This is a genomic window from Pseudoalteromonas lipolytica, assembly GCF_900116435.1.
Lineage (GTDB): Bacteria > Pseudomonadota > Gammaproteobacteria > Enterobacterales > Alteromonadaceae > Pseudoalteromonas > Pseudoalteromonas lipolytica.
Map to the genome: position 1 here is coordinate 114885 of NZ_FPAZ01000011.1, position 26238 is coordinate 141122.

26 protein-coding genes are annotated in these 26238 nt (G+C 43.3%); 7 read left to right on the forward strand and 19 right to left on the reverse strand.

Features of this window, described 5'->3' with window-relative positions:
- Positions 1-20: 20 nt before the first annotated feature.
- From BM378_RS13035 to BM378_RS13045, 3 genes are read left to right on the forward strand one after another with little or no spacing between them, the layout of a single operon-like run.
- Positions 21-443: an ATP-dependent zinc protease family protein gene (locus BM378_RS13035; RefSeq protein ID WP_036973081.1), complete on the forward strand. Its 423-nt coding sequence runs from the start codon at positions 21-23 to the stop codon at positions 441-443.
- A 52-nt stretch (positions 444-495) separates the two neighbouring features.
- Positions 496-1401, forward strand: coding sequence for a 30S ribosomal protein S6--L-glutamate ligase (gene rimK / locus BM378_RS13040; protein WP_036973079.1), 906 nt, complete (start codon positions 496-498; stop codon positions 1399-1401).
- 33 nt (positions 1402-1434) lie between these two features.
- A complete protein-coding gene (locus tag BM378_RS13045; protein WP_036973078.1) occupies positions 1435-2493 on the forward strand; it encodes a succinylglutamate desuccinylase/aspartoacylase family protein in 1059 nt (352 codons plus the stop codon).
- Positions 2494-2538: 45 nt separating this feature from the next.
- On the opposite strand, the gene BM378_RS13050 is transcribed toward BM378_RS13045, so the two are convergent.
- The 4 genes from BM378_RS13050 to recQ form a co-directional block, all read right to left on the reverse strand.
- The gene (locus tag BM378_RS13050; RefSeq protein ID WP_036973077.1) at positions 2539-3099 is read right to left on the reverse strand and encodes a mechanosensitive ion channel domain-containing protein; all 561 of its coding nucleotides are present in this window, start codon (positions 3097-3099) and stop codon (positions 2539-2541) included.
- A gap of 64 nt (positions 3100-3163) precedes the next feature.
- On the reverse strand, positions 3164-4879 hold the full coding sequence (locus BM378_RS13055) for a BamA/TamA family outer membrane protein (protein ID WP_051501926.1): 1716 nt from the start codon (positions 4877-4879) through the stop codon (positions 3164-3166).
- Between the two features lie 67 nt (positions 4880-4946).
- A complete protein-coding gene (locus BM378_RS13060) occupies positions 4947-5243 on the reverse strand; it encodes a DUF3630 family protein (RefSeq protein ID WP_036973075.1) in 297 nt (98 codons plus the stop codon).
- A gap of 7 nt (positions 5244-5250) precedes the next feature.
- Entirely contained in the window at positions 5251-7074 is a 1824-nt protein-coding gene (gene recQ, locus BM378_RS13065) for a DNA helicase RecQ (protein ID WP_036973074.1), read from the reverse strand.
- A gap of 389 nt (positions 7075-7463) precedes the next feature.
- Between recQ and rarD the strand changes: the two genes are divergently transcribed.
- Complete coding sequence (gene rarD, locus BM378_RS13070; RefSeq protein WP_036973073.1) at positions 7464-8387, forward strand: EamA family transporter RarD; 924 nt, start codon at positions 7464-7466, stop codon at positions 8385-8387.
- 2 nt (positions 8388-8389) lie between these two features.
- On the opposite strand, the gene BM378_RS13075 is transcribed toward rarD, so the two are convergent.
- Both BM378_RS13075 and BM378_RS13080 read right to left on the reverse strand, forming a co-directional pair.
- The gene (locus BM378_RS13075; protein ID WP_036973072.1) at positions 8390-9625 is read right to left on the reverse strand and encodes a GGDEF domain-containing response regulator; all 1236 of its coding nucleotides are present in this window, start codon (positions 9623-9625) and stop codon (positions 8390-8392) included.
- A gap of 79 nt (positions 9626-9704) precedes the next feature.
- Complete coding sequence (locus BM378_RS13080) at positions 9705-10079, reverse strand: MaoP family protein (RefSeq protein WP_036973071.1); 375 nt, start codon at positions 10077-10079, stop codon at positions 9705-9707.
- 90 nt (positions 10080-10169) lie between these two features.
- Between BM378_RS13080 and BM378_RS13085 the strand changes: the two genes are divergently transcribed.
- Both BM378_RS13085 and BM378_RS13090 read left to right on the forward strand, forming a co-directional pair.
- Entirely contained in the window at positions 10170-11024 is an 855-nt protein-coding gene (locus tag BM378_RS13085; RefSeq protein WP_036973070.1) for a LysR family transcriptional regulator, read from the forward strand.
- Between the two features lie 196 nt (positions 11025-11220).
- The gene (locus tag BM378_RS13090; protein WP_074989355.1) at positions 11221-12153 is read left to right on the forward strand and encodes a porin; all 933 of its coding nucleotides are present in this window, start codon (positions 11221-11223) and stop codon (positions 12151-12153) included.
- Positions 12154-12207: 54 nt separating this feature from the next.
- On the opposite strand, the gene recG is transcribed toward BM378_RS13090, so the two are convergent.
- From recG to asnC, 3 genes are read right to left on the reverse strand one after another with little or no spacing between them, the layout of a single operon-like run.
- Positions 12208-14289, reverse strand: coding sequence for an ATP-dependent DNA helicase RecG (gene recG, locus BM378_RS13095; protein WP_074989356.1), 2082 nt, complete (start codon positions 14287-14289; stop codon positions 12208-12210).
- A 38-nt stretch (positions 14290-14327) separates the two neighbouring features.
- Positions 14328-15044: a tRNA (guanosine(18)-2'-O)-methyltransferase TrmH gene (trmH, locus tag BM378_RS13100; protein WP_074989357.1), complete on the reverse strand. Its 717-nt coding sequence runs from the start codon at positions 15042-15044 to the stop codon at positions 14328-14330.
- A gap of 54 nt (positions 15045-15098) precedes the next feature.
- Positions 15099-15557 (reverse strand): transcriptional regulator AsnC, encoded by a 459-nt coding sequence (gene asnC / locus BM378_RS13105; protein WP_074989358.1) that lies wholly within the window; start codon positions 15555-15557, stop codon positions 15099-15101.
- A gap of 187 nt (positions 15558-15744) precedes the next feature.
- On the opposite strand from asnC, the gene asnA reads away from it, so the two are divergent.
- On the forward strand, positions 15745-16740 hold the full coding sequence (gene asnA, locus BM378_RS13110; protein WP_074989359.1) for an aspartate--ammonia ligase: 996 nt from the start codon (positions 15745-15747) through the stop codon (positions 16738-16740).
- A 48-nt stretch (positions 16741-16788) separates the two neighbouring features.
- On the opposite strand, the gene BM378_RS13115 is transcribed toward asnA, so the two are convergent.
- From BM378_RS13115 to narH, 10 genes are all read right to left on the reverse strand, one after another.
- The gene (locus BM378_RS13115; RefSeq protein WP_074989360.1) at positions 16789-18393 is read right to left on the reverse strand and encodes a flagellar assembly protein A; all 1605 of its coding nucleotides are present in this window, start codon (positions 18391-18393) and stop codon (positions 16789-16791) included.
- 157 nt (positions 18394-18550) lie between these two features.
- A complete protein-coding gene (gene ridA, locus BM378_RS13120) occupies positions 18551-18943 on the reverse strand; it encodes a RidA family protein (RefSeq protein WP_036973059.1) in 393 nt (130 codons plus the stop codon).
- Between the two features lie 11 nt (positions 18944-18954).
- Positions 18955-21060, reverse strand: a complete 2106-nt coding sequence (gene spoT / locus BM378_RS13125; RefSeq protein ID WP_036973057.1) for a bifunctional GTP diphosphokinase/guanosine-3',5'-bis pyrophosphate 3'-pyrophosphohydrolase — start codon at positions 21058-21060, stop codon at positions 18955-18957.
- Positions 21061-21190: 130 nt separating this feature from the next.
- The gene (rpoZ, locus tag BM378_RS13130; protein ID WP_036973056.1) at positions 21191-21466 is read right to left on the reverse strand and encodes a DNA-directed RNA polymerase subunit omega; all 276 of its coding nucleotides are present in this window, start codon (positions 21464-21466) and stop codon (positions 21191-21193) included.
- 110 nt (positions 21467-21576) lie between these two features.
- Positions 21577-22197: a guanylate kinase gene (gene gmk / locus BM378_RS13135; RefSeq protein ID WP_036973055.1), complete on the reverse strand. Its 621-nt coding sequence runs from the start codon at positions 22195-22197 to the stop codon at positions 21577-21579.
- A gap of 112 nt (positions 22198-22309) precedes the next feature.
- A complete protein-coding gene (locus BM378_RS20430) occupies positions 22310-22450 on the reverse strand; it encodes a hypothetical protein (RefSeq protein WP_155950865.1) in 141 nt (46 codons plus the stop codon).
- Positions 22451-22465: 15 nt separating this feature from the next.
- Positions 22466-23242, reverse strand: coding sequence for a peptidylprolyl isomerase (locus BM378_RS13140; protein ID WP_036973054.1), 777 nt, complete (start codon positions 23240-23242; stop codon positions 22466-22468).
- A 45-nt stretch (positions 23243-23287) separates the two neighbouring features.
- Positions 23288-23971 carry a respiratory nitrate reductase subunit gamma gene (gene narI / locus BM378_RS13145; protein WP_036973053.1) on the reverse strand — a complete coding sequence of 228 codons (684 nt, stop codon included), beginning with the start codon at positions 23969-23971 and terminating at the stop codon, positions 23288-23290.
- Between the two features lie 10 nt (positions 23972-23981).
- On the reverse strand, positions 23982-24695 hold the full coding sequence (gene narJ / locus BM378_RS13150) for a nitrate reductase molybdenum cofactor assembly chaperone (RefSeq protein WP_036973052.1): 714 nt from the start codon (positions 24693-24695) through the stop codon (positions 23982-23984).
- Between the two features lie 3 nt (positions 24696-24698).
- The gene (narH, locus tag BM378_RS13155; protein ID WP_036973051.1) at positions 24699-26234 is read right to left on the reverse strand and encodes a nitrate reductase subunit beta; all 1536 of its coding nucleotides are present in this window, start codon (positions 26232-26234) and stop codon (positions 24699-24701) included.
- Positions 26235-26238: the final 4 nt, after the last annotated feature.

The window sequence follows — 26238 nt, forward strand, 5'->3', positions numbered from 1 at the left end:
TTTTTATAGAGGGCACATTAATGAGTGCAAAAATTATCGTTGGCTGGCGCGAATGGCTAAGCCTTCCTGATTTAGGAATTGATAAAATCAAAGCAAAAGTGGACACGGGGGCGCGTACATCGTGTATTCATGCTTTTGATATTGAAGAGTTTTCAGAAAATGGCGAAAACTGGGTGAAATTCACAACCCAGCCTCTGCAGGATGATGTGGATACTGTGGTCCACTGTCGTGCAAAAGTGATGGAGCGTAAGTATGTGACCAGTTCAAGTGGTCAAAGAGAGCTTCGTTACTTTATAGAAACAACGTTAGTCGCAGGAAGCCAAAGCTGGCCCGTTAGAGTGACTTTAAGTAACCGTTCAACAATGAAGTTTAGAATGTTGTTAGGGCGTACAGCAATGGAAAATCGCATAGTCGTCGATCCGGCTTTATCTCATTTATTATAAAAGGCGCTCATAGCACGCTCAGTGTGTGAGTTTGTCAGTAAAGGTTTTAACTATGAAACTTGGTATTTTATCTCGCAACCAAAACTTATATTCAACACGTCGCTTAATTGAAGCAGCTGAGCAACGTGGTCATGAAGTAAAAGTGATTGATGCATTGCGTTGTTATATGAACATTAATTCTGATCAACCAGAAATTCATTACCGCGGCGAAAATTTAAAAGATTTTGATGCTATTGTTCCGCGTATTGGCTCGTCAGTGACCTTCTATGGGTGTGCAGTATTACGTCAATTTGAAATGATGGGCGTGTTCCCTGTAAATGAATCAGTGGCTATTTCACGCTCTCGCGATAAATTACGTTCATTACAGCTATTATCGCGTAAAGGTGTAGGTATGCCTGTCACAGGGTTTGCAAGCAAGCCTGATGATGTTAAAGACTTACTAAGCATGGTTGGTGGTACACCGGTGGTTATTAAGTTACTAGAGGGTACACAAGGCATTGGTGTTGTGTTAGCCGAAACGCGCAAAGCGGCAGAAAGTGTAATCGAAGCTTTCATGGGCTTAAAAGCGAACATCATGGTGCAAGAGTACATCAAGGAAGCGGGCGGTGCAGATATTCGCTGTTTCGTTTTGGGCGATAAAGTAATCGCAGCGATGAAGCGCCAAGCACAAGAAGGTGAGTTCCGCTCTAACTTACACCGTGGCGGCAGTGCGACATTGGTTCGCATTACCCCTGAAGAAAGAAAAACAGCCGTTGCTGCAGCAAAAGCAATGGGCTTAAACGTAGCGGGCGTTGATTTACTTCGCTCAGCACGAGGACCATTAGTGATGGAAGTTAACTCATCGCCGGGTCTTGAAGGTATCGAAGTCGCTACGGGTAAAGATATTGCAGGCATGATTGTTGATTTTATTGAAAAAAATGCAGCAACGAAAAGAACTGCAACACGTGGTAAAGGCTAAGATTTACAAGCGCTCTAGTAAAAGGAAAAGTGCGTGGCAAAGGTTAAGAAAAATACTCCGTTTTCAATTTTAGGTGATACGGTTGGTGTGGGTGAACGTAAAACGTTTTCTATTGAAGCAGCAAAGCTTTATACCCACTCACCGCTTAATATTCCAATTGAAGTCGTTAATGGGGTCCAGCAAGGGCCTGTGTTAATGGTATGCGCGGCAATTCATGGTGATGAGCTCAATGGTGTTGAGGTTGTAAGGCAATTGCTCGCAAAAATTGAGCCTGAACAATTACGCGGCACAATTATAGCGGTGCCAATAGTGAATGTATTTGGCTTTATCCATAAGTCGCGTTATTTACCTGACCGTCGTGATATGAATCGCAGTTTTCCGGGTTCAACACGGGGGTCATTAGCTGGGCGAATGGCGAATGCCTTTTTCTCGCAGGTGGCAATGCATTGTACGCACATTATTGATTTGCATACTGGTGCGATTCATCGTACTAACTTACCGCAAATTAGGGCTAACTTAAGTGATCCTGATACCGCGGCTATGGCAAAAGCATTTGGTACACCAGCGGTGATAGACGCCTCATTACGCAATGGCTCTTTACGCAGTGAAGCGGCTAATTTAGGTATCCCAGTGATAACCTACGAAGCGGGTGAAGCGCTGCGATTCGACCCCATTGCGATTGCAGCCGGTGTGCAAGGCGTTGATTATGTTATGCGTCATTTAAAAATGGTGCGCGGTAAGCGGGCGAAAAAACTCCCAGAGCCGGTGATTGCAAGTTCAACAAGTTGGGTGCGTGCAGAGGTTGATGGTATTGTCCGTGCGCAAGTATCCCTTGGTGAGCGCGTCATGAAAGGGCAAGTGCTCGCTTATATCAGCAGTCCACTTGGTGATGCTGAGCTTGAGCTATTAGCGCCACGAAGTGGCATTGTAATTGGCCAGCAAACCATGCCGCTTGTAAATGAGGGCGATGCGGTATTCCATCTTGCTTACTTTGCGCATGCAAATAGCCTGGTAGAGCAACAGCTAGAAACCTTTATTGACGAAATAAGCGATATTGAAGACGAGCTTAAAACGGCTGAACTCAATAATTAGTTGCTGACATCGTCAATACATAAAATAAAAGCCGCATTTGCGGCTTTATTTTTTGGGTCCCAGAATACGCTTTGTTGATTGCGTTTTACTCGGAGTAGGGGCTTTATTTAGCACCATTACTGGGCGAGTAACAAAAATATTATTGGGATAAATAACCTTGTGGCCATCGACATGCTCAAGCACCACGTTCATCAAACCCATTTCAATGATACGTCCCTCTAAAAAGTTTGCGCCATCGATGACACGTATCCAATAGCCCACACGACAGTCGTTTTGAATGAACATTAATAAAAAGGCGGTTAAATTACTCAATAACGACCATGCTGCGAATAGGGCGACACCTAACATAGCAAATAGTGATGAACCTAAAACTAATAAACCGCGCAGCTCAATGCCCCAAAATACTAACACTAGGCACAGCATTACAATGGCGAGAATAATGTTTAGTAGCAGTTCTGCACGATAAACACGATGAGGATCTGCTTTACCTTTGATGGCTTTTAACAGCAGTTTCTTTGTGGTTTTTCTTAGTAATGGGTAAAGTAAAATCGCGATAATCGTCACGATTAAATGGTATTGCTCGTTAAAGAGTGTTTCGAAGTCCAAGGGGGATCCTACATTAATGTTAAGCGTCGAGATTTTAGCTCTTTACTAACCGAATAACACTATCTTAGAAAGTATTTTTAACGGTGACAAGCCATTGCACAGAATCAATGTCGCTGTCCTTTTTGTTGATAGGCGCAGCAATATCAAGGTGAATGACCGTTCCGGCATTTGCTCGACTTGGTGCTAACCGTAAGCCAACACCGATATTTTGCAGTACATTACCATTCGTGCCGTTATCTTTGTCGTTATACCAAGCGCGGCCGATGTCGTAAAAAGCCGCGCCACCGACTTTAAATAGTTGCAGTAAGTCATATTCCCAATAATAGCGTTTTTCGAGACTTACTAAAAAGCTACGATCGCCAATTTGATAATCAAGCGGGTAGCCACGTAAACCATTTTCGCCGCCAAGGGTGAGTTGTTTATCGGCTGTCAGGTTTTTGGCATATTGCAGGCGCACTTTGGCATACCAGCTTTGTTGTAAACTGGTATTCAAATAGTATTGTACTTGGCTACTGGTTATGAGATTTTCGACATCGTCTTGTTCTTCGTTCCAATAACCATCTATATCAGCTTTAAAGCGCCATAGCTGATTATCTCCGCTGTAATGGGCTTTTGACAGAGACAAAGAATAAATAGTCCGGCTGGCGTCATCGCTAAAATCTTTACTTGAATAACCCAGTAATGCTTGAATATTCCAGCCAAGATTTAGGTCTTCAGTACGATAAATACTGTCGAAATTTCTTACTTTTACATAATGGTCTTCGAACCATTGCGCACTGATGAACGGGTAACTTAGGCTGCGATCATCTGCGATAGGTAACTGGGTGGCAGCAATGGCTTTAAAGGTGTCTTCACGGTTTTCTATTCCTAAACTGATTCGTTGTGTCCAGCTTCGGGCAAGTTGACTTGAATGTCCAAAGTAAGCGCGATTGAGGGTGGTTTTTTGCTCGAACTCACTGACAACTTCGCCGCGATAATAGAGTGGCTCACGGCGCTGGTCTGAGTAACTGGTTGCACCGTAACTGTAAGGAGTATCAATTGAGTAGAATGGGTAACTAACATCGATGTAATGGCGTTTACCATCATCGTTATCTGAATATTCGAGTCGACCACGGTAGCGACTCGAAAAGATATTAGGGTCATCGTATACAAATAAATACCCGGTGCGGTCTGCATCGTGCGTACGCGAGAATGACACCCGTTTACCCCAGCCTAAAAAGTTTGATTCACGAAAGCCTATACTTGATTCGTTTTCACCGCCGCTGCGACTAAAGCTAATTTCGGGCAGCAAAGTCCACAAGTCACGCGTAACGACTTTAACATTCACGTTGCCGTCGCAATCAAGTTCAGCATGAATGCGTGCATCGTATAAATAACCTTGTTTACGCAAGAGTCGTTCTGATTCTAGTAACTTACGAGGTTGATAAATATCCCCCTCTGAAAACAGCAGTACACTGTGAATCACTTCGGGTTCGGTTGTCATATGAGCACGATTCGCAAAGCGAAATAACGCGTTGTTTTCTTCTTCAAGTGCGGTATTGAAGACATTGAGCTGTTCAAGCTTAATGGAAGTGATTTTGCGGTTATCGGCGGCTTCGGGGAGGGGATTGTCAGTATCGAGCTGGCGACGTAAGTTGTTGTCTTGCGTTTTAAGAGTGCGTTGGTTGTGACAGTAGTTATTATTGTCAGCGAGTACCTGCTCTGCATAGGCATGCGATGTTACGCTAAGTAACACCATTGGTAAAATCTGAGCAACAAAGTGCGACTGCTTAAATCCCATTTACACCCTTAGTTGTTTATTTGCTATGCAACTACTACATACTAAGCGTGAGAAAAAGTCTAGCTTATTATTGTAACTGCATGACTAAATACTGATGAAGTTTTGGCAAAACACTCGCCGCTTCAACGCCTTCAGCGTTTATCCAAACACTTTCGCTATAATGTTCAAAGTTTAGATTAAAACTATGATCTGTAAAGTGAAACCTTAACTGATGACGATCGGCACCGGCATCAAAGTCTGCAATTTTAATTGCGGGGGCGTGCAAAAAGAGGGTAGCCCACAGTTCAAAATCTTCATCGTTAGGCAGGTCGCGTGAGTTAATGACAATTATTTCATACTCGGCGTCATAAATAAGGTTAGTCATTGTAATCCTAGTGGGCGGCGAGGTAGTCGCGAATGGTGTTTAAAAAAGGAGAACCGTACTTGTTTAGCTTCGTAAACCCCACGCCTGATACTTTTAAAAATTCGCTATCATTGGTCGGCATGAGCTGTGCCATTTCAGCCAACGTTTTATCATTGAAAACGACATACGGAGGAACGTCATCCGCATCAGCCAACTCCTTACGCAGAGCTCGTAATCTAGCAAACAGCTTTTTGTCGTAATTAAATTGCGCGAGTTTATCTTGATAAACGTGTTTGGCTTGTAAGCGTGGCTCGGCTAATTGCAGGGCGTATTCACTTTTAAGTACTGCACGAGCTGCTTCGGTTAAGCGCAGTGAAGAGCCCTGAGTTATATCTTGGCTTAATAAGCCTTGGTGAATAAGCTGCCTTAAAATGCTTAGCCAAAACTCCACACTGTGATCTTTGCCTATACCGTAAGTGCTCAGCTGGTGGTGATTATTATCGCGGATACGGCTGGTATTTGCCCCGCGCAGCAATTCAACAATATAACCAATACCAAAACGCTGCTCTGCACGATATACGCACGAGAGTGCTTGTTGCGCGACCAACGTGCCGTCAAAGCTTGTCGGTGGATTTAAGCAAATATCGCAGTTGCCACAGGTTTCACGTTTGTACTCGCTAAAATAGTTGAGCAGGATTTGTCTGCGACATGTTTGGGCTTCAGCAAAGCTGGCCATCGCATTAAAGCGTTGCTCTTCTACTCGGCGGCGTTGCTCATCTTCGATATCTTCAAAAAAGCGACGAACGCGTCCTATGTCGGCCGGATCAAAATACATTATCGCTTCAGCGGCTAAGCCATCACGACCAGCACGGCCTGTTTCTTGGTAGTAAGCTTCAACACTTTTAGGAATATCGTAATGCACAACAAAGCGTACATTAGGTTTATTAATTCCCATACCAAAGGCAACCGTTGCTACTACAATTTGAATATCGTCACGGGCAAAACCTGACTGCACAAATTGTCGTTGTTCGTTACTCATCCCCGCATGATAAGCCGCGGCATTAAAGCCTGCATCAGCGAGTTTTTCGGCAACATCATCAACACGTTTACGGCTGGTGCAGTAAATTATTCCACTTTGGTTTTGCTGCTCTTTTAAATAACGCAGCAGCTGCACCATGGGTTTGAATTTTTCTTCGATGGTGTAACGAATATTGGGCCTATCAAAGCTGCCTGTGTGTACGTAAGGCTGATTAAGCTGTAGCTGCTCAATAATATCGTAACGTGTCGCTTTATCGGCTGTGGCAGTTAATGCCATCATCGGAACATGCATAAAGCGCTGTTTTAGCTCATTAAGCCGACAATAGTGAGGCCTAAAATCATGGCCCCAATGCGAGACACAGTGCGCTTCATCAATAGCAAACAGAGCGAGTTTTAGGTGACTAAGGCGCTCTAAAAATTCGTGTTGTAAGACTTTTTCAGGTGCAACGTACAACAGTTTTATTTGCCCGTAATGCAGTTGCTGGTACACCGCTTGCTGCTCTTCGAATGGCAGACTGTTGTTAATATAAGCGGCCTGAACGCCCAGTGCTTTGAGTTGTGCAACTTGGTCTTGCATTAATGAAATAAGCGGCGAAATGACGACAGTGACACCATCAAGGATCAAGGCGGGTACTTGATAGCAAAGTGATTTTCCCCCACCTGTTGGTAACAAGACGAGCGAGTCTTGTCCGTCAAGCGCTGCGGCTATAATCGCTTCTTGACCATCACGAAAATCCTTGTAACCAAACACTTGTTTGAGTACGGCTTGTGGTGATCGAACGGGGGTGTTAGTCATTGCGGTATTGGTATTCATCGCCGAGCATTTTAGTGTTTTTTTTGGATGATGTCTGTAGCAATATACCTAAACGACCTCAATATGCAGAATTCAGCGTTTCACAGGTGCTTAATATCAAGGCGTTACTTTGCAACAATGGCAGTCCCTTTTAAGAAGTAACAACGATGAGAGTAAGTGCCTGTAGAGCGCCCAAAGGGTTGGTTTAAAAGCGATTTATACTGCGTTATTGATTTTAACAATAGAACCACTATTACTTGCAATCAATGTCTTGCCTAAATCGCTTTTAATTCCAACTGAAACTCGCATCTTGAGGTGGTTTGGGTATACATGGGTTTATTTGCCGCGTTTTAGTTGCGCCAGTAAATAGGCGGCGTAAAATAGTGTTTTTAATCTATAAAGCCTGACTTATGCCTACCAATCTTGAACAGCGAAAAGGGGTAATTTTCGCATGTTTAGCGTTTTTTATGTGGGGCTTAGCACCCATTTATTTTAAACTTTTACAGAATATATCTGCCTTTGAAATCTTGATGCACCGTGTTATTTGGTCGGTGTTATTTTTGTTGATCATTATTGCTGCACGCCATCAATGGCAGCGCATTCGCGTTGTATTAGGTCAGCCTAAGTTGCTCCTAATGCTGGTGGTAACGGCCAGTTTGCTTGGCTTTAACTGGGGCTTGTTTATTTGGGCGGTAAACAATAACCACATGCTCGATGCGAGTTTGGGTTATTACATAAACCCACTTTTAAATGTGTTGTTAGGTATGCTGTTTTTAGGTGAGCGACTGCGTAAATGGCAAGGCGTAGCCGTTGGCCTTGCATTATGCGGTGTATTATTACAATTGCTCAGCTTTGGCTCTTTTCCAATCGTGGCTTTTTCTTTGGCAGGCTCGTTCGCTATCTATGGCTTACTGCGTAAAAAGCTGCCTATCGAATCGCTGCCAGGGTTATTACTTGAAGCGTTAATTTTACTGCCTGTTGCTCTGGTTTACTGGTGGTTAATGGTGCCCACAGCCAGTTCTGATTTTACTGCCAATGATTGGCATATCAATCTGTTACTTATTAGTGCAGGTGTGGTGACCACGTTGCCTTTGCTGTGTTTTACAGGCGCTGCTAAACGTTTGCAGTACAGTACATTGGGCTTTTTTCAGTATATTGGTCCAAGTTTAATGTTTGTGCTTGCAGTGGCATTTTATGGCGAAGTATTTGATGCTGAAAGGGTGATAACGTTTGCGTGTATATGGAGCGCGCTGGCTTTGTTCAGTTGGGATTCGTACCGTCAAAGCCGTAAGCAGCGTAAAGCATCATTAAAAGCAGTGACTAAACCTATTTAATATCAGCTCACTAACTTGTTACGGCCAGTCTCTTTGGCTTGATAGAGTTTTAAATCGGCCTGTTTTATCAGTTCATCAATGCTGTAAACAGGCCCATTATGAAATCCGATAGATAGCGTAAATGTAATGTTGTCACGACTAAATTCCGCGCTGTGTTTTTCGATGAAATGGCGAAATTTTTCTAATCGTTGCTGTGCTTGTTGCGGATCATTATCAGCAAAAAAGACAGCAAACTCTTCTCCGCCTAAGCGTCCGACTAAATTATCTTTAAAGTACTTAAGTAGGCACCGTGACAGGCATTTGAGTACATCATCACCTGAGTCATGACCGTACTTGTCGTTAATTGATTTAAAGTAATCGATATCAATCATGCCGAGTGAGACCGATTTTTTTGCCGCGTGTGCCGCTTTTAAATGCTGACTCGCCTCGCCAAAGAAATAGCGGCGGTTAGGCAATGATGTTAGGTAGTCGGTATTCGCTTGTAAGCGAATCGTTTTAATATTTTCTAACATGTCGACGTTTTGGCTTAAGCGACAATAAAACTCTTCGTTATTAAAGGGCTTACTTAAATAATCGTCAGCGCCAGACTTTAAAAAACGCGTTGATAAATGCAAGGTATCTTGTGCTGAAATACCAATTATGGCTTTTTCGTCATTGTTATACAGGCGACGAATTTCGACACAGAGCTGATCGCCATTCATATTAGGCATTTCGTTATCAGTAATGATCACAGAGATTGAGGGGTTTTCTGCTAAGACTCGCAGTGCATCTACGCCATCTACCGCTTCAATAACTTGGTACTTATGTCGTGCGAGTAGATTACAAATGTGACGGCGAGTTGCGGGGGAGTCATCAACCACTAAAACCAATATTTGTTCATTACGCGGTAGGCGAGTCAGTTGTTTTTCTAAGTATTGATAGGCTTGTTTATTTTCTTTGGTGATGTAATCAATGATAGGATGCTTTTCGACCGTGTTTCGGGTTTTTTCGTCTAAATTGCCGGTCATAACGATGGTAGGAATGTCGGCATCGACGCTGCAGGGGATGGCTTCACCGTTGGGTGCATCTGGAAGGATAAAATCAACAACGGCGCAAAAATAGTTATTTTCAGCAATAAGTTGTTTAGCTTCAGCTAACGATGTTGCGATGTCTGCTTCAAACCCTACTTTATGCGCGATATGCTTTTGCACTCGCGCAATAGTAGGTGCATCTTCAATGATTAATATTTTTCTGGTCACGTTTTACCTTGTAATAACTTTATCGCGTAGCGTAAGTTATTACATGTTGTAACTCTAAAAAGTTAAAAAAGCAACTTGCTTACAAACTATCCGACTCAGAATAATAATCAACGCTTTGTGGTGTCGGGCTCGCGATACGAGAACGACCGAACAAAGTATGAAACTTAGTTTTGCAGGTAGTTTGTTTTAGGTATTTTATCCAAGCGCGCTCAATTGGGTTGGTTGCTTCTAGGTTACCTGTGACTACTTGCACAAATTGAGTTTGAAATTCATTTTGTGGTTCTAGGGTTTTGTTGTATAAACCCTTTAGTACAACACCATGCTGTTCGAGAATGTCGGCTTCTAGCAAAGTGAAGTGACCACTACGACCAAAACCGCGTGGGAAGTTTTGATCATCATAAAATTGACGTTGGCTTACGAATGCCTGACGAAGTGATGAAATGTCATTGCTCATGGCTGTATCCTCATACCCTATTTTCTTGCAGGAGTATGGATCAAGTTGTCGATTTTATTAAACAAGTTATTTTTATCGTAAGGGTAAAAAATGGATATCGATTTATTAAAGACCTTTGTTGAAGTGGTGCGCACACGTCACTTTGGTAAGGCAGCTGAAAACCTGTACATTACCCAGTCTGCTGTGAGTTTTCGGATCCGTCAATTAGAGCAAGGTTTAGGCGTTAATTTATTTATTCGTCAGCGTAATAATATACAGCTAACAGCGCCGGGTGAACGACTCTTACCTCACGCACAAATGATTATCACCGGCATGCAAAGGGCTAAAGTCGATGTGGCACTTGCTGATAATATGCATAAGCAAATTAGTTTAGCAGGCACTCCGAATATTTGGGATGCTTTTTTACAGTTTGGGATCACGAATATTGTCTCGGCAATGCCGGGAGTTTCATTGGTTGCTGAAGTGAAGGCGCAGCAAGAGAGCACGCGTTTATTACTTGAGCGCACACTCGATTTAGCCGTGCTGTTCGATCCCCCTAAAGTAGATGAGTTAATTGTTGAGCGTATTTGTGAATTGCCGATCATTCCGGTGAGTGCATACGAAACAGCAAACAGTGAGAACTTTTTTGATAACCAGTATGTGTATGTAGACTGGGGCACCTCGTTTTCGTTATGGCATGCTCGTGAGTTTAATGGTCACGCTCCTCCTTATTTTAGAACCAGCACCGGGCGTATTGCCTTAGACTTAATTTTGAAGTGTGGCGGTAGTGCCTTTATTCCTCAGTTATTAGTCGAGGAGCAGCTTAAAGCGGGTGAGCTATATCATGTTGAAGATGTGGCGCATACCTCGCGAGATGTGTTTGTTGCCTACCACAGAGATAATGAACAAACGCCACTATTAGAGAAATTGGTGACTTTATTGACTGAATTAAAAATTAAAGCTTAAAAAATTTTAAACGATGCTTTAAATAAAATTTTATTTTGCAGTAGTAAGTTACGTTTTTATTTCAGAAATAATTACATTTCATGAAGGTAAATTTACGATTTTATTTCAATTGTCATTTTTCTGTCATTTTTCGCTGGCAAACTGCCCGCATTGAAACACGAGCACGTGTTTTTGTTGCGATTATTGAGGAAACGACATGAAATTTGCAAAGTCTAGCTTATTCTTAGCTTTATTTGGTGGTTTATCTTTTTCAGCATTAGCGGATGTTGATGTGTATGGTAAAGCAAACGTGACTGTTCAATCATCTGACGATGGTGAAGGGTCTTTCACTGAAATCAAAAGCAATAACTCACGTTTTGGCCTGAAAGGCTCTGAAAAAATAACTGAAGGCTTAGAAGCTGTTTATAAACTAGAGTTTGGTGTTGACGTATCTGACGCTGATTCAAAAGGCGACAATGATGACAACATCACTGCACGTAACCAATACGTAGGTGTTAAAGGTGGCTTTGGTCAGGTTGTGATTGGTCGTAACGACACAGCAATGAAGCTATCTCAAGGCAAAATTGATTTATTCAATGACCTTGAAGGCGATATTAAAAATGTATTTAAAGGTGAAAACCGTTTAGGTAATACGATTTCTTACGCATCTAACGATTTCAGTGGCTTTAAAGTGCTTGCAACCTATATTGCAGAAGATGATGTTGATGCAGATAACGGTTATTCACTTGCAGTTACTTACGGTGACGCTCAATTAAAAGACAGCAAACTGTATGCCTCTGTTGCAGCAGATAGTGAAGTGAAAGGCTACGATATTGTACGTGCAACCGTACAAGGTAAAGTCGGCAACTTTAAACTAGGTGCTATGTACCAAACACAAGAGAAAGTGGATGGCAGCGCAGAAGCGGATGGTTACTTGGTGAATGCGGCGTATAAAATGAATAGCAACACGTTCAAAGTTCAATACCAAGTGATTGATTTTGATGAAGGCGATAAGAAAACGGCTATCTCTGCTGGTGTTGATCACACGCTTAGCAAAAACACCAAAGTATTTGGTTTCTACTCAACATTTGATATGGACAACCAAGTGGATCAAGATTACCTAGGCGTTGGTATTGAATACAAATTCTAACCGTTCACACGGATAACTCCCTTATTTTAAGCCCTGCATTGATGCGGGGCTTTTTTATGCGAGCGCGTAATCTGATTTGCCTGCTAACCAACGTGTAATTAGCTTGTTTGATTGCTCTGGGTAGTCGGTTAACATTTTAAAGGCAATAGGTCTGACATGGGCCAGCGTCTGTTTGTCGCGATTAAGGTCGGCGATTTTAAATTCGGCTAAACCGGTTTGCTTGGTGCCGAGCACTTCACCTGGACCACGGATTTCAAGGTCTCTTTCGGCAATAACAAAGCCGTCATTACTTTCGCGTAATACACCTAAGCGTTTTTGTGCTGTTGCAGATAAAGGCGCGTGATAAAGAAGAACACAGTGCGATGCTATCGCCCCTCGACCAACACGGCCTCTTAATTGATGTAATTGCGCAAGTCCTAAGCGTTCGGGGTTTTCAATGATAATCAGGCTGGCATTCGGCACATCAACACCCACTTCAATCACCGTTGTCGCGACTAAAACATGAATATTACCCGCTTTAAACTCACTCATAATCGCTTGCTTTTCAGCGGCTTTCATTCGGCCATGTACTAAGCCGACATTTAGCTCGGGCAGGGCTTCTTTTAATTGTGCTGCGCTGTCCTCTGCTGCTTGGCACTGCAATACCTCAGACTCGTCAATAAGCGTACAAACCCAATACACTTGACGGCCTTGTGCTGTGCAGGCTGTTCTGACTCGTTGAATGATTTCCTCACGGCGAGTATCTGGAATGGCAACGGTTGTGATAGGCGTTCGACCTGGCGGTAATTCATCAATTACAGAGGTTTCTAAGTCTGCATACGCGGTCATAGCCAACGTGCGTGGGATAGGTGTGGCTGTCATAACCAGTTGGTGGGGATAACAGTCGCCAAAACGCCCTTTTTCACGCAGTGATAATCGTTGGTGCACACCAAAGCGATGTTGCTCATCAATAATGATTAAGACAAGGTTATTAAATTCGACCTGCTCTTGGAACAGCGCATGAGTGCCAACAATCATTTGCGCCTCACCCGAGGCTATTTTTTCAAGTGTGGCGGTGCGCTCTTTTCCTTTACTTTTGCCTCCAAGCCATGCGACTTCAATGCCCAAGTTGTTAAACCATTGGCTAAAGTTGATACCATGCTGCTCAGAAAGAATTTCGGTCGGAGCCATTAAGGCAACTTGGTAGCCTTCGCTAATTGCTGTTAGCGCACTGAGTGCGGCAACAAGGGTTTTTCCTGAGCCTACATCACCTTGAACAAGGCGCATCATTGGGAAAGGGTGTTGAAGATCGCCCTTGATCTCAGCCACAACTCGGCTTTGTGCCGTGGTAGGACTAAATGCCAGTGTCGACAAAAACTCTGTCTCTAGCGGGTTATGAGGCTTTAATGCAATAGCTTTTACACTTTGGCCTTTTTGGCGTAGCTTCAACAAGCTTAAATTTTGTGCGAGCAGCTCTTCAAATACTAATCGTTGCTGAGCAGGGTGAAAGCCTTGCTCAAGCGCCGTTAAATCGACATCGTTTTGCGGGCGATGCAAGGTCAAAAGTGCTTCACTTAAGCGCATGCCAGTGGGTTGAAATTGTTCTGGCAGTAATTCTTCAACGGGATATTTAGCAAGTAAAGCTAAGGCTTGGTCGCTTAAAGCGCGGATAGATAGCTGCTTAAGGCCTTCAGTAACAGGGTAAACGGGTGTTAGGGTGGTGTTCGTCGGTTGTTCTGATGGCGTGTCTGATAAACTGTATTCAGGGTGGGTCATTTCAAACCCAACCCGACCACGGCGTATTTCACCAAAACAGCGAATAATTTTACCAGCGCTGAGCGCATTTTTTTGTGCCGCACTAAAATTAAAAAAACGCAGCGTTAAACGACCTGTGCCATCGTTAACTTGGCAAACTAGCATGCGTCTTTTGCCAAATGTAATTTGGCTGGTTTCAATTGTGGCCTCGACACTCACATGGCTGTGTGGCTGTAATTCACAAATGGGGTGAATGCGAGTACGGTCTTCATAGCGGTGCGGTAAATGAAACAGCATATCTTGCACTGTATGAATCCCAAGCTTAGCAAGGCGCTCGGCCATTTTGGGGCCAACGCCTTTTAATTCAGTTATCGGGTATAACGCTAAGCTACAATGACTCAATGGAGACTCAAATTATTAATTAGTAAACTTTTTTCAGTTTACTGTGAGTCGTTAGTGGCTTCAAGCGATTGCGTATGTTTTAAAATCTGCCAAAAGTCATCATCAGCGACTATTTCTCCACTTTCATCAAGCGCGGGGTAAGGCAGTTCTTTTTCGCGGCATTGCTTTGCAATAATAGGGTGGCATCCCTCAAATAAAATACGGTGTTTTATGCTGTCATCTAACATATTACGTTCATACAGACCGGCTTCTTCGCGTTGGCGCTGTGCTTCAAACAAAATTAATGCGGCTGCAACGGATACATTGAGCGATTGCACCATCCCTTGCATTGGAATAATGATGTGTTTATCAGCATGCTCAAGTGCGCGAGGCGAAATTCCATCACGCTCTTGGCCTACAATCACAGCCGTTGGTTTGGTGTAATCAATTTCGCGAAAGTCGACCGCATCGTCACTGAGGTTAGTTGCTAAAATTTGCACTTCTGGATTATGGGCTCGCATCATCGCTACGGCGTCGTCTATGGTGCGATGCAAGTGCGTTTCTAACCAATTTTTGCTGCCACCAGAGGTGTTATTGGTTAGCCATTTTTGATTGTCAGGCCACACTGCGTGCACATGATGACAGCCTGTTGCGTCAGCAGTACGGGCAATGGCTGATAAATTATGATGCTTGTGTACTTCTTCTAAACAAACCGTTAGGTCCGTTTGGCGGCGTTCTAACACCTGTTTTACACGCTCAAAGCGAGTTGTATCCATAGTTGTGTGCTCGTTGACGGATTCTAATTGGCGCTGATTATACCCAGTATAAGGCTAGGGCACTACCGCTCTACTTATTGGGTTTTGTAACGAAATAAGCGTTTCAGTTGATTGAATGGCCTCTATGGCTTGAATTTTATTGATCAACACATCCTGTAAGTGGTCAATAGAGCGCGCCATTACTTTGATAAATATACTGTAGTTACCCGTGGTGTAGTAGGCCTCAACCACTTCTTCTAGCTCTTTTAGGTGCAGCAAGGTGTCTGGGTAATCACGGGCATTATTGAGATTAATACCAATAAAACAGCAGACATCGTAACCGAGTTGCTTTGCATTAATTCTCACTTGGGTGCCGGTGATAATACCGGCTTGTTTCATTTTTTCGACGCGAACATGAATAGTGCCGGCACTGACGGCAAAGCGTTTGGCTAATTCTGCGTATGGGGTGCGTGCATTTTCCATTAATGCGTTGAGGATGTTTTTATCGAGATTATCGATTTGATAATTTTCCATGAATTAACCGAGTTGTAATTATTGATTATCTAAAATTTATAGCATTATTTTTACGATAATTGCAATGTTAAGTTCTTTTTGTTGCGGGTTATTGAAAATAATCTTCATTTGGTTGAGGATTGTTTTAACGAAGAGATTTTAGTTCTCTATAAGCAAGTAACAATAACTGGGAATGAGGCCAATTATTATGAGTTCACACTACCTGCAGCAACAGCAGCAAATTAGTAAAGTAAAACAGTTTTTTTCGAGTCAATTAGAGCAACAACTTGGCTTAGTTGAGGTGCAAGCCCCTATCTTGGCAAAAGTAGGTGATGGCATTCAAGATAACTTGAGTGGAACTGAAAATGCTGTATCGGTGGCGGTGAAAACGATTCCTGGTAGCCAGTTTGAAGTGGTGCATTCACTCGCTAAATGGAAGCGTAAAACGCTCGCCGAGTATGATTTCTCTGTCGGTGAAGGGCTTTATACTCACATGAAAGCATTACGCCCAGACGAAGAGTCATTAAGCCCGATTCATTCAGTGTATGTTGACCAATGGGACTGGGAAAAAGTGATTTGCGAAAGCACTGAACGTACCTTAGATAAACTTAAAGAAACAGTGACGTTACTTTATCAAGCGATAAAAGCGACTGAACGTTATGTTGCCAGTGAGTTTGATATCCCCCCATTTTTACCTGAAAAAATTACCTTTGTTCACAGTGAACAATTACGCCAAATGTACCCTGATTTCACTGCGAAACAGCGTGAAAAAGCGATTGCGCAGGAATACGGCGCGGTATTTTTAATTGGTATTGGGGGAGCGCTTGCAGATGGTAAAATTCATGATGTGCGTGCGCCAGATTACGACGATTGGTCGACGCAAACCTGCAGCAAGTTTGCTGGTTTAAATGGCGATATTCTAGTGTGGAACCCAGTACTTGAAGATGCGTTTGAAATTTCGTCGATGGGAATTCGTGTAAGTCCTGATGCATTGGCTACACAACTGGCGATTACGGGCGACCAAGTGCGTCTTGAATTTGATTGGCATAAAGCGTTATTAGCGAAAAAGTTCCCGCAAACGATTGGTGGTGGTATTGGTCAGTCTCGTTTAGCGATGCTGCTATTACAAAAGCACCATATCGGGCAAGTGCAGGTCGGCGTGTGGCCTGAGCAGTTAAAGCAGCAAGTTGAAGGAATTCTTTAGTTTAAAGATTAATGACCCTAGTAAAAAGAGGCTTTAAGCCTCTTTTTTTTAACTTGTTTTAAACTCTACTTCAATTTTGCTTTCTTCGAGTTTGACTTTACAAGGTGGGTATTGGCGGTTAGTGAGTAACACTTTATCGAAAATATGGATCTCAACTCCCGAGTGCAATGTTTTATTAACGACGAGTTGTGCGCCTTCAAGCAGTTCATGTAAATGAAGCTCTAAGTTTGAGAGCTTTTTCTCGAGTTGCTCTGCTTGTTCACAGTAATGCATTTGTGTAGCGCCTATCTTAGCCAATAACAGCTTTTTCTTTTCAGCGTCTTTGACTTGGTCGGCTTTTTCAATGGCTTTTTGCAAGTTATCTAGCTGTGAGTCGGTTTGTGCTAGGTCTTTTAAACACTGATCGGTTTGTGCGGTGACTTGGGCGCCAGAGGCCGCGAGGTTAATAACCATTTTGGCACCTGATTCATTGCCAATTTCACCTGCTATCACCATTTGTGCATCTAAAATAGTGCCCCCAAATAACTTACCTTGAGGGTTGTCTTCTTTGCCTAACTGCAGCAACTTAGCGGCTTTCATCACACAATGGCTTGATTGGCGGTCAATGATAATGTTATTGCCTTCAAGGTAGCTGTATTGACCATGAGATAGATGAATGTCGCCTTGGCAAACAATATGACAAGATAAGCTTTTATCATCGAGCTGGTGGCCTATTACACCTTGTTTTATGGTGATATCGCCTGCCGCAGTTAAGTGACCTGACTCAACGGTTCCCATGACGGTAATGTCGCCTTTCGCATTTATGCGCATGCCGGGTTCAACGTTATGGGTTACGATGACACTGCCTTCAAAATCAACATGGCCACTTTTAACGTTAACATCAGCAATCGTAAAAATGTCATCTACACGCATACCATTGGCAATATCAACAGGCACCCCTGCGATCACTGAAATCAGCTCCAGCGGATTGTTTTTTGAAATCTCTGTGCCTTCACCTGCAACTAAGGCATGGCTCTCACCAGCTTTAGCTGGCAGCACATCACCGGTGACGGTAAACCCTTCTTTACCGGGAGTGGCAGGAACTTGTTTTATAAGCAGTACACCCGGCTCTACGCTGGCTAACTTACCAAAGTCTCGCATGTCGGCGGTGCCATCTTCGCGTAGTTTGGGCTGTTTTAAACGGTCTTTTAACGTTTCTACTTGCGGCACTAGTTTTGAGGGCTGGCCATCAATGGGCAAGCGGCCTTTTGCTAATACGCCTTTGGTTTTAGTGCCTGCGGGTAGCTCAAACTGTTTTTGCAATAACTGTTCTAAAAATGCTTGTTTATAACCCCGTGCTACGCCGGCTTTAATGAGTTCTTTTTTCGCGTTTTCAAGGGTTAGGGCTTTGCCGCCTTCAGCGATAGTCAACTCACCAGTGGCCAGCATTTTGTCATCACTTAACGATACCTCAAGGCTTGCATCATGCTTTGAAGCTACAACGAGCATACGTTCAGTAGATTTATTTTTAAAAAAGTTATTGATCGCATCATGATCTACTCTGCATTCGCAGAAGGATGACTTTTCTAATGCTTCGATAATAAACGCAGCACTGGGTGGTGAGTGTTCGTGAACATCTAATAAGACGTTTCCATTGTGAGCCAGCTTAAACACGTGGGGGATCCTTTTGTACTACAATAGTTAAAGGTTTCTAATTATTATTACTACACAGATTGCTAGAGAATGGTTTGTGAGTCAAGAACTTCGGCTGAGGAAAATAGTAACTTTGTCTAAAAAAGTGCCAGCAAGGGGGTTGCTGGCACTGTGTGTATTAGTTCGTTGAAGGTAATTCCATAATACCGTCAATTTCAACTTGCACGCCTTTAGGTAGTGCACGCACGCCAATTGCAGCGCGAGCTGGATAAGGTTGTTTAAAGTACTGGCTCATCACTTCATTAACAATTGCAAAGTTTGATAGGTCAGTCAGGAAAATATTGACTTTAACCATGTCTTGAATTTGACCACCCGCGGCTTGGCAAACAGCCGTTAGGTTTTTAAATACTTGATGTGTTTGCTCTGTAAAGTCTTCAGAAATAACGTCCATTGTTTCTGGTACAAGAGGAATTTGACCTGATAAGTAAACAGCGGTACCTACTTTAACAGCCTGGCTGTAAGTGCCGATTGCTGCGGGTGCATTGTCAGTAGAAATAAAAGATTTGTTCATGATTATCCTTGTTACTTTTTACGGTAGACTTTTTGTACATCTGGCATCACACGAATGCGACGCATAATATTGGCAACGTGAACACGGTTCTTCACGGTAATGCCTAAGTCTATCATGTATAGATTACTTTCTTTTTCGTCGGTGGCTATCTCGACAATGTTTGCTTGGGTTGAGGCGATGACATTGGTGAGCTTAGCGAGTGCCCCTTGATGATTGATAATTTCAATACGAAGGGCGGCAATGTATTCTTTCTCGGGATTATCGTCCCATTTTACAACCAAGTATTTCGAACGTTCATTCTCCCAGCCGCGAATATTCTTACATTCTTGGCGGTGAACCGTTAAGCCTTTACCTTGGCTGATATGAGCGGTGATGGCATCTCCAGGAACGGGACGGCAGCACTTAGAGTAATTAACGAGCATACCTTCGGTGCCGATAATGGTCGCTTTGGCTTTTCTGGCAAGCGCATTAAGGTCGTCGGCCTCAACTTGCATTAGGCGCTTGGCAATTAAGACGCTCATTAAGTTACCAGAGCCTATTTCGACCAACAGCTCTAATACGGTATTCAGTTCATGTTCTTGAAGCACGCGGCGAATATTTTCATCTGGAATGTCATCCAGTTTTTGCTCACCAAGGGCTGAGTCGAGTAAGCGACGCCCTAGTAACAAGGCTTCTTCGTGCTGTTGGCTTTTAAGGTAGTTACGAATCCCTAAGCGGGCTTTACCTGTTACCACAAAGTTGAGCCACGTGGCGTTAGGGTGTGCGCCAGAACTGGTAATAACTTCGACGGTTTGACCCGTATCAAGCGCTTTACTCAGTGGATGCGGTTTGCGGTTTACACGTGCCCCCACGCAGGTATTACCTACATCGGTATGCACTGCATAGGCAAAGTCAACGGCGGTTGCCCCCATGGGCAGTTCAACAATACGGCCATCTGGCGTGAAAACATAAATCTCTTCAGGGAATAGCTCGGTTTTAACGTTTTCTACGAACTCAAACGATGACCCAGCACTTTGTTGTAGCTCAAGTAAGCTTTGCATCCATTGGCGTGCACGCTGTTGTGCGGTGTGACCTGCGCTATCACCGGCTTTTTTATACATCCAATGAGCGGCAACCCCTTTGTCGGCCATATGATCCATATCGTGGGTACGAATTTGAATTTCGACCGGAATGCCATGTGGGCCCACTAATGATGTATGCAATGATTGATAACCATTGGTTTTTGGCACCGCAATGTAATCTTTAAAGCGCGTTTCAATTGGCTTATACAAGTTGTGCGCAACACCTAAAACGCGATAACAGGTATCCATGTTATCTACATTGATACGAAACGCGTAAATATCCATGACTTCGTTAAAAGAGAGCTCTTTGTTCAGCATTTTTTTATAGATGCTGTAGAGGTGTTTCTCACGCCCAGAAATCGTGGCGTCGATACCAGCCTCTTCAAGGCGTGCTTCGATTTCACTTTTAATGTTACTGATGACTTCTTTTCGATTACCGCGGGCTTTGATCACTTCAGATTTCAAAGCGCGATGACGCATAGGATAGAGTGCCTGAAAGCCTAAATCTTCCAGCTCATTTTTAATGTCGTGAATACCTAAACGATTTGCAATTGGCGCATAAATTTCGAGTGTTTCGCGGGCAATACGACGACGCTTGTCGGGACGAAGTGCGCCGAGTGTGCGCATATTGTGCGTTCTGTCTGCCAGCTTAATTAAGATCACGCGAATGTCTTGTGTCATTGCCATGATCATTTTACGGTAGTTTTCCGCTTGGAATTCTTTTTTGTCTTTAAAGCTCAGCTTATCGAGTTTACTAACGCCTTCAACTAATTCGGCAACCGTATCGCCAAAAATCTCAGCTAAATCTTGTTGGCTAAAGTCGGTGTCTTCAATCACGTCATGCATTAATGCTGCCATTAAAGTTTCGTGATCGAGATGCATGCCAGCAAGAATTTGTGTCACTTCGACAGGGTGAGTAATGTAGGGCTCGCCACTTGAACGTGTTTGACCCTCGTGGGCTTCACGAGCAACCACGTAAGCTTTTTGCACCAGCTCGATATCGGCGGGAGACAAATATTCGGATATTTTCTTTTTTAGACCTTCAAAAAGATACAAAGTCACACTCCAATGCGCAAATGAAGTAAATCGGTAACGGTATGAATAGAATATACGATGAAAAGAAGGGCTTGCCAACGGCTAGTGCTGAAATACTAGCCGTTTAGCGAAATCAAAGCGGGGAGCTTGATTATTGGTTGCCACCTACGATAGCAGCCACTGCAGCCATTTCTGCTGCTTCTTGGTGTTGTTGTTCTTCACGATCAATTAAGTCCATTGATGAGCTATTTACTAACCCTTTCTCAATTTCACGTAAAGCAATGACTGTCGGCTTGTCATTTTCTGCGTCAACAAGTGGATCTTTTCCACCTACCGCGATTTGGCGGGCACGACGAGCCGCAACTAAAATTAAGTCAAAACGATTACCAATTGCATCTACTGCATCTTCAACAGTTACGCGAGCCATCTTAGCACTCCAAATAAATTCTTAAGCAAAGGCGTAGTTTACTGCACCAAGTCAGATTCGCCAATAGCTAGTGGTTAATTTTTATCTCTATTCGTTAATTAACGCGTGTCTTACTTTAATAAATTATCTAAAAGCGTTTGATGGCGCTGTGCTTGGCTCTTGAGTGATAAACGTTTTGCCATAACAATTGTTTCGATTTCAGCAAGGGCTGTGTCGAAGTCGTCATTTACTACAACGTAATCATATTCATTGTAATGAGAGGTTTCAGACTGGGCTTTGGCCATTCTTCCTGCAATAACCTCACTCGAATCTTGGCCGCGGTTCGTTAAGCGTGACTCAAGCTCTTCTTTTGAGGGGGGCAAAATAAAAATGGTTTCAACATCTTCGACTAATTTGCGAATTTGCTGTGCACCTTGCCAGTCAATATCTAAAAATACATCAATGCCTGCTGCAAGCTGAGTCTCAATTGCTTGCTTTGAAGTGCCGTAGTAATTATCGAACACTTGCGCCCATTCAAAGAAATCATTCTTTTCAATCAGTGCTTTAAATTCCTCAACCGACACAAAATGATAATGCACACCGTTTTCTTCGCCTGGGCGAGGTGAACGAGTTGTGTGTGAAACCGATACTTTCATATCGCTGTGTTTGTTTAGTAATGCACTAATTAAGCTTGATTTACCTGCGCCTGAAGGGGCCGATAAGATAAATAAATTTCCGCGAGTTTGCGCCATGATCTGTCTCTATTGAAAATAAATAGGCTTGTAGGAGCGAATACTCCAACAAGCCTTTACTGTATTCTACAGTGTACTTTATTTGACGCGTTGTGCTCAAGTTTCAGTGAGATTACTCGTCTTCATTGTCGGGGACTGCTTGCCCCTCATCTTTGTGCTTTGCGGTATCCGCCAAAGCTTGCTCACTCGGCGTATTGTCTTGATCGGTTGGTTTTGTATTCTCTTGCCCACCACAGGCTCCACAACAACTCATGTGTTTTCCTTTATTTTATTGTACAAGCGGACTGCTGCTGACATTAAAGTCGAAGCCTTCAATATCGGCGTCAGCAATTAATAGTTGGATATATTGCGCGATGGCTTTGCGCTCTACTTTTTTATTCAGGTAGTCCTCAATACGTGACTCCACGGCTTCAAAAGGCAGTTGCAGCCCAGGCTCTTTATGATCAACATAAACAAGGTGATAACCAAAACGGGTTTCAATAGGGTGAGCAATTAAGCCAACATCAGCACTGAATACTTGACGTTCAAACTCGCTGACAGTTTGCCCTTTTGTTATTTGACCAAGTTGGCCTCCTAACTGAGCCGAATCACATTTTGAATATTGCTGTGCAAGCTCACTAAAAGAAGCGCCTTGCGAGAGTGCGTTAAGCAGGTTTTCGGCTTGGTTCAGCGCATGACTACGCGCTTTTTCATCACTACTCGGTGCTGCAAGTAAAATATGTTTTGCTGCAATAAGCGGAGGTGTGGTGAACTTGGGTTTGTTTTGTTGATAATAATGTTCGCACTCAGTCGCGCTGGCACGGGGCAGTTGCACTTCTGCAGCGATAAGTTTTTCGAGCAATTTATTTTGGCGTTGCTCGTCGGTGTCTGAAGCGTGCGTATCTAGATTGATATTTAGCGCTTGTGCGCGTTGTTGTAACAATTCGCCAATGATCAAACTCTGTGCCGCCTCTACCATCGCAGCGCGATGATCGTCGGCTGGGTGATACTGCATTTCATTAAGAATTTGTGTTTCGCTAATAGTGTGTTGATTAACGTTAATCATATCGACCTCGAGGGGGAATGCCCTGTCGAAACAGGGCATGATAGGTTAAGATTTGCTACGAACCACTTGGTAGTTTCGGCCTAAATATTGTACCGGTACGCTGGCAATATGAACTAAGCGACTAAATGGGAATACCACAAATAACGTCATACCTAGTGCAACATGTAGCTTATAAATCCAATGTACTTGTGCAATTGCTGCGGTTGCTTCGGTTAAATCAAAGGTCACAATGTTTTGTGCCCAGCTCATTAGGAGTAGCATTTCTGCACCATCTAAATGACCTGCTGAGACAAAAATTGACAATAAACCTAAAATCAACTGCACGTATAACAGCAGTAAAATTGCAATATCCATATTACTGCTGGTGGCTCTAATGCGCGGTTCATATAAGCGGCGTTTGATTAAAATTGTTAGACCGTAAAAACAAATCAAACCAAATACACCGCCTAACGTCATGGCAATCAGTTGCTTGTGACCCGCTTCAATACCAAACACATGCCATACTTCTGCTGGTGTGAGTAAGCCTACAAAGTGGCCGAGCAATACCATAATGATACCAATATGAAATGCGCGGCTGCCTTGCTTGAGTTTTTTGCTTTCAAGTAGTTGGCTTGAGCCTGTTTTCCATGTGTACTGCTCTCGGTCGTAACGTATTACCGAGCCAATAACAAACACGGCTAAGGCGATATAGGGGTAAATCCCAAAGAAAAAGGTGTTTAAATAACTCATGATGAACTCCTTAACTGGCTTCTTGATTAAAGTCAGTCCAGCTAACTGGAACATATTGATCTTTGCGCTGAGTTTCGTCAGGGCGATTGACTGAACTTGGGCAGTTAGTTGCATCTTGTGCACCAAAAGTAATGGCTTCTTCTTCCCATTCTTTGTCAATTGCTTGTTTCGTATCGTCGCGCTTTTCACCGTTGATTTGCTTGCGTAATACCTCGAGGTCTAGGTCACTCTGTGCAAGCTCTAGCAAGCTTAAAAACAGTAATGAGTAGTTACTCTCTCGTTTTTCGAGTCGGCACAATAGCAGACCAAAAATATGATCAACTTCAACTAACCAAGACTGAGCATTCTCCTCACCTTGGGTTGCTAAGAACTCTAAAAACAGGGGAATGTAGTCAGGTAGTTCATTTTGACTTAACTCTAAACCTGCCTGTTTATATTGCTCTACTAAGTCGACCATAGCTTGACCACGGTCACGGCTTTCGCCGTGAACATGTTCAAAAAGCCACAGACCAAGCGCGCGTCCACGTTCAAACAATCCGTCATACTCGGCTTGCCAGTCGAGTATGTCTTTTTCGCATTGTGTGGTGATAAAATCACAGACAGCACGTTGATTTTGCTCTGTTAGTGAACTTTGCTTAAGTGTGCTAATTAGCTCATCTTTCGCTTCTACAAGCTCAGCAGTCGGGTAATCAAGTAAATGAGAAAATACACTTAAAACTTGCATAACTTACTCCTTGATCTCAACGGGGATAATTTGTTTCACGGTGGCTTTTTTGGCACCAAATAAATTTACGCCGTTGTTACCATCACTACAGCCATTACCAAAGCTGAAACCACAGCCATTTTTCATATCGTAGGCATCTTCAGCATACGATTTATGACTGGTGGGTATCACAAAGCGGTCTTCGTAATTGGCAATCGCCATATAACGATACATTTGCTCAACTTGGTCAGCGCTTAGTCCAACTTGCTGAAGTACTTCGAGATCTTCAACGCCATCGACTTGTTGCGAACGTTTGAAAGCGCGCATAGCAATCATGCGTTCAAGTGCTCGTACAACGGGCTTCTCATCACCTGCGGTAAGTAAGTTAGCAAGGTAGCGCATGGGGATACGTAATGACTTCAAGTCAGGAATAACGCCATTCATGCCAACATGACCAGCCTCTGTCGCTGATTGAATCGGCGACAAGGGTGGAATATACCAAACCATTGGCAAGGTTCTGTATTCAGGGTGCAGAGGCAGTGCTACTTTCCAGTCCATTGCCATTTTATAGACAGGAGATTGGCGTGCTGACTCTAACCAATTTTCAGGGATCCCTTCTTTGCGTGCTGCTTCAATGACCTCAGGATCGTTCGGATCTAAGAACATACTAAGCTGTGCAGGGTATAAGTCTTGCTCATTCGGTACACTTGCAACTTCTTCTATGCGGTCTGCATCATAAAGTAAGACGCCTAAGTAACGAATTCGACCTACACAGGTTTCAGCACACACGGTGGGTTGACCTGCTTCGATTCGAGGGAAACAGAAAATACATTTCTCTGATTTACCCGATTTCCAGTTGTAGTAAATTTTCTTATACGGACAACCTGATACACACATCCGCCAGCCACGGCATTTGTCTTGGTCAATTAAGACAATGCCATCTTCTTCACGTTTATAAATCGCACCAGAAGGGCAGCTAGCAACACAGGCTGGGTTGATGCAGTGCTCACACAGGCGTGGCAAATACATCATGAAGGTTTTTTCAAATTGCCCGTAAATGTCTTTTTGTACTACGTCGTCAAAGTTTTTATCTTTTTTACGCTCTGAGAATTCAGTCCCGAGAATCTCTTCCCAGTTAGGTCCCCAGTTGATTTTCTCCATACGCTGACCCGTAATTAACGAACGAGGGCGAGCAACCGGTTGGTGCTTGCTATCAGGTGCGTTATGCAGATGTTGATAATCAAAATCAAACGGCTCGTAGTAATCATCAATTTCGGGCAAATCTGGATTAGCAAAAATATTAGCTAGTAAACGGCGCTTATTACCTTGTTTGGGCTCTAATACGCCTTTACTGTTGCGTTTCCAGCCACCATTCCATTTGCTCTGGTTTTCCCATTCTTTCGGATAACCAATACCCGGTTTGGTCTCTACGTTGTTAAACCAAGCGTATTCAACACCTTCTCGGCTAGTCCATACATTCTTACAAGTGATTGAACAGGTATGGCAACCGATGCATTTATCTAAATTTAGGACCATGCCAATTTGTGCACGTACTTTCATAATT